This window comes from Micromonospora sp. NPDC048169 (assembly GCF_040652815.1).
In the GTDB taxonomy this organism is placed as follows: Bacteria; Actinomycetota; Actinomycetes; order Mycobacteriales; family Micromonosporaceae; genus Micromonospora.
Genome location: NZ_JBEZMS010000074.1, coordinates 1 through 9,026, shown reverse-complemented (window position 1 = coordinate 9,026; position 9,026 = coordinate 1). Strand labels below are relative to the sequence as shown.

The 9,026-nt window shown below is 73.3% G+C and carries 8 protein-coding genes; 4 read left to right on the top strand and 4 right to left on the bottom strand.

All coding sequences use genetic code 11. The features are described from left to right. Positions 1–129: 129 nt before the first annotated feature. The 4 genes from galT to AB0D28_RS29660 all read right to left on the bottom strand — a co-directional run bounded on the left by galT (position 130) and on the right by AB0D28_RS29660 (position 5,371). The gene (galT, locus tag AB0D28_RS29675) at positions 130–1,203 is read right to left on the bottom strand and encodes a galactose-1-phosphate uridylyltransferase (RefSeq protein WP_357391198.1); all 1,074 of its coding nucleotides are present in this window, start codon (positions 1,201–1,203) and stop codon (positions 130–132) included. Beyond that, a complete protein-coding gene (locus AB0D28_RS29670; RefSeq protein WP_357391196.1) occupies positions 1,200–1,988 on the bottom strand; it encodes a DeoR/GlpR family DNA-binding transcription regulator in 789 nt (262 codons plus the stop codon). Before AB0D28_RS29670 ends, galT begins: the two co-directional genes overlap by 4 nt. A 176-nt stretch (positions 1,989–2,164) precedes the next feature. Next, positions 2,165–3,694 carry an adenylyl-sulfate kinase gene (gene cysC / locus AB0D28_RS29665; RefSeq protein WP_357391194.1) on the bottom strand — a complete coding sequence of 510 codons (1,530 nt, stop codon included), beginning with the start codon at positions 3,692–3,694 and terminating at the stop codon, positions 2,165–2,167. 129 nt (positions 3,695–3,823) lie between these two features. Then, positions 3,824–5,371, bottom strand: coding sequence for a glycosyltransferase family 2 protein (locus AB0D28_RS29660; RefSeq protein ID WP_357391192.1), 1,548 nt, complete (start codon positions 5,369–5,371; stop codon positions 3,824–3,826). 154 nt (positions 5,372–5,525) lie between these two features. On the opposite strand from AB0D28_RS29660, the gene AB0D28_RS29655 reads away from it, so the two are divergent. The 4 genes from AB0D28_RS29655 to AB0D28_RS29640 are packed head-to-tail and all read left to right on the top strand — an operon-like array spanning position 5,526 to position 8,977. Then, the gene (locus AB0D28_RS29655) at positions 5,526–6,440 is read left to right on the top strand and encodes an ABC transporter ATP-binding protein (protein WP_357391191.1); all 915 of its coding nucleotides are present in this window, start codon (positions 5,526–5,528) and stop codon (positions 6,438–6,440) included. Beyond that, positions 6,433–7,311, top strand: coding sequence for an ABC transporter permease subunit (locus AB0D28_RS29650; RefSeq protein ID WP_357391189.1), 879 nt, complete (start codon positions 6,433–6,435; stop codon positions 7,309–7,311). Before AB0D28_RS29655 ends, AB0D28_RS29650 begins: the two co-directional genes overlap by 8 nt. Further along, positions 7,308–8,267, top strand: a complete 960-nt coding sequence (locus tag AB0D28_RS29645; RefSeq protein WP_135241974.1) for an ABC transporter ATP-binding protein — start codon at positions 7,308–7,310, stop codon at positions 8,265–8,267. Before AB0D28_RS29650 ends, AB0D28_RS29645 begins: the two co-directional genes overlap by 4 nt. After that, positions 8,267–8,977: an ABC transporter permease subunit gene (locus AB0D28_RS29640; RefSeq protein ID WP_357391199.1), complete on the top strand. Its 711-nt coding sequence runs from the start codon at positions 8,267–8,269 to the stop codon at positions 8,975–8,977. Before AB0D28_RS29645 ends, AB0D28_RS29640 begins: the two co-directional genes overlap by 1 nt. Positions 8,978–9,026 lie beyond the last annotated feature (49 nt).

Sequence of the window (9,026 nt, the reverse complement as noted above, 5' to 3'; positions counted from 1 at the left end):
TGCTCACCCCTCCTCACGTTCAGACGAAACGACCCTCACATCCAGTCGGTTACGCCCACCCTCAAAAAGTTAGGACCTCTAAGAAGGGGCCCTTCCTCTACCGCAGGCGTTAATAAGGGGCCCTTCCTTTCACGCGGAGCGGAGCAGGTCGGCGGCTCGCTCGGGGGCGATGTCGTTGATGAACACGCCCATGCCGGACTCCGACCCGGCCAGGTACTTCAGCTTGTCCTTGGCCCGCCGGATGCTGAACAGCTGAAGGTGCAGGTGGCCCAGCTCCCTGTCGATCCGCACCGGCGCCTGGTGCCAGGCCGCGATGTACGGCATGGGCATGTCGAACAGCCCGTCGAAGCGGCGCAGTAGGTCCAGGTAGAGCGGCCCGAACGCGTCCCGCTCGGCGTCGTCGAGCGCGGGGATGTCCGGCACCGGCCGGTGCGGCGCCACGTGCACCTCGAACGGCCAGCGCGCCGCAGCCGGGACGTACGCGGTCCAGTGCTCGTTGCTCGTCACCACCCGGACCCCGGAGGCCCGTTCGGCGGCCAGCACGTCGGCGTAGAGGTTGCCCCCGGTGCGCTCGGCGTGCCGCCGGGCGGCGGCCAGCATGGTGCGGGTGCGCGGCGTGACGAACGGGTACGCGTAGATCTGCCCGTGCGGGTGGTGCAGTGTCACTCCGATCTCCACGCCCCGGTTCTCGAACGGGAAGACCTGCTCCACGCCGGGCAGCGCGCTCAGCGCGGTGGTGCGGTCGGCGAGCGCGTCCAGCACCGTCCGCACGCGGGCCGGGGAGAGCCGGGCGAACGACGCGTTGTGGTCGTCGGTGAAGCAGACCACCTCGCACCTGCCGCGCCCCGGGCGTACCGGGGTGAAAGGGGTGATCTCGACCGGTTCGTCGGCCACCCGCTGGCTCAGCGACGGGAACCGGTTCTCGAAGACCACCACGTCGTAGTCGGGCGCCGGGATCTCGCTGTGCCGCTCCCCCCGGGACGGGCACAACGGGCACTGGTCGGCCGGGGGCAGGAACGTGCGGGTCTGCCGGTGCACCGCCACCGCCACCCACTCGTCGGTCAGCGGGTCGTACCGCAGCTGCGAGGCGGGCGGGGGAGGGGGCAGGTCCCGCCGGTCCGGCTGGTCGCGGACCGCGTCGTCTCGCTCGTCGAAGTAGATCAGCTCGCGGCCGTCGGCCAGCGCGATCTGCGTACGCTTCACTCCGCCCCCCTCGTCGTGGGCACCGTCACCAGCTCACCCACCCTGTCGTCGAGTACCCGTCGGGCCTCGGGTGCCAACCGGTCGTCGGTGACCAGCACGTCCGCCGCGTCCAGGGGCACGATCGACGAGATGCCGACGGTGCCCCATTTGGTGTGGTCGGCGAGCACCACGAGCCGGTCCGCCGCGGCCACGAGCGCCCGGTTCGTGTCCGCCTCCATCAGATTGGGCGTGGTGAAACCGGCCCGTTCGCTGATCCCGTGCACGCCGAGAAAGAGCAGGTCCAGGTGGAGCGCGGCGATCGCGGCCACGGCGAGTGGGCCGACGAGCGCGTCCGACGGCGTGCGGACGCCGCCGGTGAGCACCACCGTCTGGTCCGGCCGGCCGCCGACGTGCAGGACCTCCGCGACCGGCAGCGAGTTGGTGACCACTGTGAGGCCGGGCACGTCCACCAGCCGCCGGGCCAGTTCGGCGGTGGTGGTGCCGGCGGAGAGCGCGATCGCGGCGCCGGGCCGGACCAGCAGCGCGGCGTGCTCGGCGATCGCGGCCTTCTCGGCGGACTGGCGGACGGACTTGGCGTGGAAGCCGGGCTCGTCGGTCGAGCCGGGACCGGCCGGCGTCGCGCCCCCGTGCACCTTGGCGAGCAGGCCCTGCTCGTGCAGCGTGTCCAGGTCGCGCCGGATGGTCATGTCGGAGACGCCGAACTCGGCCGCCAGCTCGGTGACCCGGACGCCGCCGGCGCGGCGCAGTCGTTCCAGGATCGCCGTCTGCCGCTGCCGCGCCAGCATCCCCGGCTCACCTCCGCGTCTCACCGGCCGCGCGGACACTTCACGCGGTCGAACGTGTTCCAACAAAGACGAACACTACCGCGCAACGAGGGGTGATGCGAGACCGCCGCCGTCCGGAAGTCCGGACGGCGGCGGTCGACGTGCTGTGTGCCGGAACGCGGCCGGCGATCAGACGATCAGGCGGGCTGGAGGCGGGGCTCCACCCAGCCCGTCTCGGTGAGGTGCTCCATCACCTTCCCGACAGCCTCCTCGACGCTGAGCTCCGAGGTGTCGACCACCAGGTCGGCGTCGGTAGGCTCCTCGTACGGGTCGTCGATGCCGGTCATCCCGGTGATCAGGCCGGCCCGGGCCCGGGCGTACAGGCCCTTGCGGTCGCGCTGCTCACAGACCGCCAGCGGCGTCGCCACGTGGACCAGCAGGAAGCCCGCCCCGGCCGTCTCCGCCATCTCCCGGGCGGTGGCGCGAGCTGCCGCGTACGGCGCGATCGGGCAGCAGATGCCGACCCCCCGGTGCCGGGCGATCTCCGCGGCCACCCAGCCGATCCGGCGTACGTTGAGATCCCGGTCGGCCTTGCTGAACCCCAGCCCGGCGGAGAGCTCCCGCCGCACCACGTCGCCGTCGAGCAGCGTGATCGTGCGGTCGCCCTGCTCGCGGAGCACGTCGGCGAGCCCTCTGGCGATCGTCGACTTGCCCGAGCCGGACAGGCCGGTCAGGAAGATCACCAGGCCCCGGTGCCGCCGCGGCGGACGGGCCCGGGTCAGTTCCTTCGCCACCGCCGGCGGGGTGTGCCACTCGGGCAGCGGGAACCCCCGGTCCAGCAGGTCGTCGATCTCCCGCGTGCTCAGCGCCAGCCGGCGGTTGCGCGGCGGGATGTCCTCACGCCAGCGCCACTGGCCGTCCCGGTTGTCGTAGGCCAGCTCGCGGGGCACCAGCACGCGCAGGCCGGCGCCGGAGAGCATGCCCTCGGTGGAGAGCAGGTGGGTCACCCCGTACGCGGCGGCGACCCGGGCCCGCAGCAGCGCGTCGCTGATCTCGTCGCGCCGCCGGGCCAGCGGCACCGCCACGAGCGTCGCCGGGGGCATCCGGTCGCGGGCGGCGAACACGCTGCGCACCAGCGCCTCGGCCGGCAGCCCGCCGATCGACTCCTCACCCACCGGGATCATCACCAGCAGGTGCGCGCCGAGCGTACGAGCCGCGTGCGCGATCTGCGCCAGCTGCGGCCGGTGCAGCGGGCGGTCGGCGAACACGCCGAGCACCCGGCCCGGCGGCAGCAGGCCGCGCACCTCGTCGGGGCCGCGCCGCAGCCGCTGGAACGGCCCGTGGCCGCCGTCGCCCAGGCGGCGCACCGCGCCACCGACACCCACCATGCCCTCACGGCCCGGCCAGACGTCTGTCACGTCCATCGCCGCCACCGGCGCGCCCTCACCGTCGGTGAGCACCACCGCCCGGCGTGCCGGATCGGCCGGGTCCAGCCCGTCGGCGAGCGCCGCCGGCACCTGGAGCGTCACCGGAACCGGCCAGGACGTGCCGTCGGCCAGCCGGCCGCGCCGGTTCAGCGAGGCCAGGTCGGCCCGGCTCAGGAAACCGGTGAGCGGCGCGTACGCCCCACTCAGCAACAACTGGAGATCGGCCAGCTCAGCGGGTCTGGGCGCGTACGACGGCGCATCCCGCAGAACGTCCTCGGGTAGCAGCCACCCGTTGCTCATCGAACCCCCAACTCACCGGCCGGCACACAGTTTCGCAGCCCACCGGCGATCGGTCGAGAGCGCCACCCGGCCTCCCGGTGATCGCGTGTGCGGCGACCGTGCCGAGGACGAACCGGGGTCACCGAATCCTTACCGGCCGGCCGCGGCCGGTCGATCGTGCGAACGGCTGCCGGCGCGCGCCGACCGGCCGACCGCGCGGTCCCGCAGTCGCCGGACCGCGCGACGGATCCGGGATCGCAGCCGGCGCGCGTCCTCCACCCGGAGCGGGCCGCCGTCGGCCGCGCAACGCACCACCAGCGGCAGGCGGGTGTCGAGCGCCCAGCCGGCCTGGATCACCCGGGCCCGCACCTCCCAGGTGCCCCGGGTCCGTCCGCCGTTGAGCGCCGCGAAGTCGACGGTAGCGGTGCTGCGGTGCCGTACCCGGCCGTCGTCGGCCCGCTCGGTGCCGGTGTCGACCGGCAGGAAGAACTCCTCCCGGGTCTCCCGGCTGCGGACGACGAGGTCGGTCCTCGCCCCGCCGGCCCGCAGCACGGCGCCGGCCGGCGTCGTGTCGGCCAGCGGGAGCACCGGGAGCCCCTGGTCGTCGAAGCGCAGCGGCTCGTCACCCGCGGCCAGGTCGGCGGAGACGCCGACGGTCAGCGTCCGCCCCCGTACCCGCCACCTGTCGACTGTGGCGCGCGCCCGGATGCTCGCCTCCCACTCCGCCAGCCGGCGCAGATCCGCCGTCCGCCCCTGCCCGGCGAGGTGTGCGATCACCTGGAAGATCGGCGGCAGCCCGGCGACCGCCTCCGGCGCGAAGCGCTCCTTGAGGAGCTGACCCACCTCGCCGGCCACCTGGTCGGCCCACTGCCGCGGCGCGTTCAGCAGGGCCTGCCCGCGCAGCCGGCTCAGCATCTCCTTACGCAGCCAGCGCCGGTGCAGCCGGAGGCGGGCCCCGTCGGCCGGGCGGTGCGCGGCGACGATGTCCAGCGCCGCCCGCAGCGCCCCGTAGTACTCGGCCGGGTCCATCCGGGTGGCGGTGACGTTGCCCGCGTCCACCCGGCGGACGTGGTGGTAGCAGGGGTGGTCGGCCAGCACGCAGACGCGCTCGGCGAGCAGGTAGGCCGCCGCCATCAGCCGGTGGTCCTCCAGGCGGCGCGGGGGACCCTCCGGGAACCGCAGCCCGTGCCGTTCCAGGAAGGACCGCCGGAACAGTTTGTGACAGGTCATGCTGTCGGCCAGCGGCGCGTCGGCGAGCGTGACGCCGAACCGGTTCTCCCGGAACAGCTCCCGCGGGACGCCCCGCCGGTGCCCGACCATCCGGCCGATGACGATGTCCGCGTCGTGGTCCCGCGCGCAGGCGTGCAGGCGGGCCAGCGCCTCGTCGCCGAACCAGTCGTCGTCGTCGGCGAAGAAGACGTACTCGCCGCGCGCCTGCTCCAGCCCGCTGTTGCGCGGGTGCGACGGCCAGCCCGAGTGCTCCAGGTGCAGCACCCGCACGTGCGGGTCGGCGGCGGCCAGCTCGTCCAGCCGCTGCGGCGTACCGTCTGTCGACCCGTCGTCGGCGAAGATCACCTCGTACCCGCCGGGCGGCAACCCCTGCCGCGTCAGCGAGGCGACGAGCGGATCGATGTTGGCACCGCAGTTGTACGTGGGCACCACCACGCTCACCACCGGCCGGTCCGTGCCGTCGCTCATACCGCCCCCCCGTCGATTCGCCCACACACGGTGGCAGCTTCCTCGCGTGGCCGCCACCCCGCCCGCCACCTAGGGGAGCAAGCGGTCGAGGATCAGGGGATCGCCGGGGTCCGGACGGGCTCCGGCGCAGCCCCGGAGTTCTACGCTGAACGGCGTGACACTGCTCGCGACCGAGTCGCTGACCAAGACGTACGGAGGCCGGGTCACCGCGTTGGCCGACCTCACCGTGTCGGTCGAGCCGGGGATCATCGGGCTGGTGGGCGCGAACGGCGCCGGCAAGTCCACTCTGATCAAGATCCTGCTGGGTCTGCTCCGCCCGACCAGCGGCCGGGTGCAGGTGCTCGGCCTCGACCCCACCACCGACCCGGCGGCGGTCCGCGCCCGCGTCGGCTACATGCCCGAGCACGACGCCCTCCCGCCCGACCTGTCCGCCGCCGAGCTGGTCACCCACCTGGGCCGGATCAGCGGGCTGCCGCGCACCGTCGCCCGGGAACGGGCCTCCGAGGCGCTGCGCCACGTCGGTCTGCACGAGGAGCGGCACCGGGCCGTCGGTGGCTACTCCACCGGCATGAAGCAGCGGGTCAAGCTCGCCCAGGCGCTCGTACACGATCCCGATCTGCTGCTGCTCGACGAGCCGACGAACGGCCTCGACCCGGCCGGCCGGGACGCCATGCTCGCGCTGATCCACCGGATCGGCACCGAGTTCGGCATCTCGGTGGTGGTCTGCTCGCACCTGCTCGGCGAGGTGGAGCGGATCTGCGACACGCTCGTCGCCATCGACGGCGGCCGGCTGCTGCGTGCCGACCGGGTGTCCGCCATGACCACCGCCACCGACGTGCTCGCCGTCGAGGTGAGCGAGGGCACCGAGGAACTCGCCGCCCGGCTCGCCGCGCTCGACCTGCCGGTGAGCCGCGACGGGCGGCTGCTGCTCGTGCCGCTCGCCGACGACGCGACCTACGACCAGATCCTCGGCGCGGTCGCCGAGCTGGACCTGCCACTGCACCGGCTGGACCAGCGGCGGCACCGGGTGGCCGAACTCTTCGCCACGAGGGAGCCCAGCCATGTCTGACGCGACCGGGGTCATCCACGACATCGGCTACCAGCGCTACACCGGCCCGCGACTCGGCCGCCGGCAGGTCTTCGGCGCGCTCTACCTGCACGGCGTGCGTACCGTGTTCGGGCTGGGCCGCAGCGCCAAGGCCAAGATCTTCCCGTGGCTGGTGGTCTCCGTGGTCACCGTGGTGGCCGCCGGGCTCACCGCGGTACGCAGCCAGATCGGCGAGGTGGTGATGACGTACGCCCAGTTCGCCGACGCGATGAGCTGGCTGGTCATCTTCTTCGCCGCGGTGGCCGCGCCCGAGCTTGTCTCCCGCGACCTGCGCAGCGGCGTGCTGCCGCTGTACTTCTCCCGGCCGCTGCCGCGCGGCGACTACGCCCTGTCCAAGCTGCTGGCGCTGGTGACCGCGATATGGCTGCTGCTCGGCGGCCCGCAACTGGTGATGTTCCTCGGCGCCGCGTTCACCACGAAGCGGGGTATCGGCGGGGTGTGGGACGAACTGCTCGACCTGCTGCCGGGGCTGCTCTACGCCGGGCTCTGGGCGGTGGTGTTCGCCTCGATCGCCCTGCTCGTCGCCTCGCTCACCGGCAAGCGCGCGTTCGCCGCCGGCGGCATCGTGGCGGTCTTCCTGATGACCACGCCGGTGGTCGGCGTGCTCAACATCCTGCCGTCGACAACCGTCAACGAGCTGGCGTTCCTCGCCTCGCCGCCGACGCTCGTCGGCGGCGTGGGCAACTGGGCGCTCGGCGACCGGCTGACCCAGGGACGGGGCGGCATGCCGATCGGCGACTTCGGGCCGGTCTACGCCGTGGTCGCCATGCTGCTGGTCGCCGCCTGCGTCAGCCTGCTGCTCCTGCGATACCGGAAGGTGGCCGCCCGATGACGGCGATCAGCACCCAGTCGACGGCCGGCGCGCCCGCCGCCGCGACCAGCACGCTCGACCTGGCCGGTGTCTCCCGCTGGTACGGCAACGTGGTGGCGGTCAACGACGTCACCATGCGGCTCGGCCCCGGCGTGACCGGCCTGCTCGGCCCCAACGGCGCCGGCAAGACCACGCTGCTGCACATGATGGCCGGCTTCCTGTCCCCGTCGCGGGGCACCGTGACGCTGGACGGGGAGCCGACCTGGCGCAACCCCGCCGTCTACCGGCGGCTCGGCCTGGTCAGCGAGCGCGAGGCGGTGCACACGTTCCTCAGCGCGTACGAGTTCGTGCTCGCCAGCGCGAAGCTGCACCGGCTGCCCGACCCCGAGGCGGCCACGAAGCGGGCGATCGAGCTGGTCGAGATGGAGGACGCGCAGACCCGCCGGATCGGCACCTACTCCAAGGGCATGCGGCAGCGTACGAGAGTCGCCGCCGCGCTCGTGCACGACCCGCAGGTGCTGCTGCTCGACGAGCCGTTCAACGGGATGGACCCGCGCCAGCGGCTGCACATGATGGCGCTGCTGCACCGGCTCGGCGACGCGGGACGGACCATCCTGTTCAGCTCGCACATCCTGGAGGAGGTCGAGCAGGTCTCCGGCACGGTCCAGGTGATGGTGGCCGGCCGGCTCGCCGCCTCCGGCGACTACCGGACCATCCGCCGCCTGATGACCAACCGGCCGCACGTGTTCGCGGTCCGCTCCACCGACGACCGGGCACTGGCGGTGGCGCTGATGGCCGAGGCGTCGGTCTCCGGCGTCGAGCTGGACCGTACCGGCCTGACCGTCAAGGCCGGCGACTACGGCGCGTTCACCCGGGCACTGCCCCGGATCGCGCTCCGGCACGGCATCCGGGTCCGGCAGCTCCTGCCGGAGGACGAGTCGCTGGAGAGCGTCTTCTCGTATCTGGTGGAGGCATGATGTCGACAGTCACCTGGATCACCGCGCGCGGCCTGTTCGGCCGGAGCCGGTTCCTCATGCTCCTGCCGCTGCCGCTGATCCTGATCGGCCTGGCGGTGCTCTGCCGGTCGCTCGGCGTCGACCCGGGCCAGTGGGGTCCGCCTGTGCTCGTCGGTCTCGGCCTCGCCGTGGTGCTGCCGGTGGTCTCGCTGATCGTGGGCACCGGCGTGCTGGGCGCGGAGATCGACGACGGCACCGTCGTGCACATCCTCACCAAGCCGTTGCCGCGCTGGCAGATCGTGCTGCCGAAACTGGCGGTCGCGGCCGGCGTCAGCGCGGTCACCGTGGGCGTCCCGATCTACGTCGCGGGCGTGCTGGCCGATTCGGTACGCCTCGGACTGGCACTTGTCGCCGCCTCGGCGGCGGGCGCGCTGGCGTACTCGGCGCTGTTCCTGGCGCTGAGCCTGGTGACCCGGCGGCCGGTGCTGCTCGGCCTGGTCTACGTGCTGATCTGGGAGGGGCTGCTGGGCCGGTTCGTCGGCGGCACCCGGGTGCTGTCGATCCAGCAGTGGGTGATCGCCCTGGCCGACTGGATGGCGCCGACGCCGCTGCTCGGCACCAGCGTCTCGGTGCCGGTCGCGGCCGTGCTCACCGCCCTGGTGGCGATCGGGTTCACGGTGCTGGCGATCGACCGCCTGCGTTCGTTCAGCGTGGCCGGCGAGACGAGCTGAGCCCGAGGGTGTGGACCCGTTTTCCGGCGCGAACGCCGGAAAACGGGTC

Bases quoted from the DNA above. Each gene is read 5' to 3' on its own strand.
- AB0D28_RS29670 (WP_357391196.1), bottom strand. From the start codon at position 1,988: ATGCTGGCGCGGCAGCGGCAGACGGCGATCCTGGAACGACTGCGCCGC.
- AB0D28_RS29640 (WP_357391199.1), top strand. From the start codon at position 8,267: ATGTCGACAGTCACCTGGATCACCGCGCGCGGCCTGTTCGGCCGGAGC.
- AB0D28_RS29650 (WP_357391189.1), top strand. From the start codon at position 6,433: ATGTCTGACGCGACCGGGGTCATCCACGACATCGGCTACCAGCGCTAC.
- cysC (WP_357391194.1), bottom strand. From the start codon at position 3,694: ATGAGCAACGGGTGGCTGCTACCCGAGGACGTTCTGCGGGATGCGCCG.
- AB0D28_RS29660 (WP_357391192.1), bottom strand. From the start codon at position 5,371: ATGAGCGACGGCACGGACCGGCCGGTGGTGAGCGTGGTGGTGCCCACG.
- AB0D28_RS29645 (WP_135241974.1), top strand. From the start codon at position 7,308: ATGACGGCGATCAGCACCCAGTCGACGGCCGGCGCGCCCGCCGCCGCG.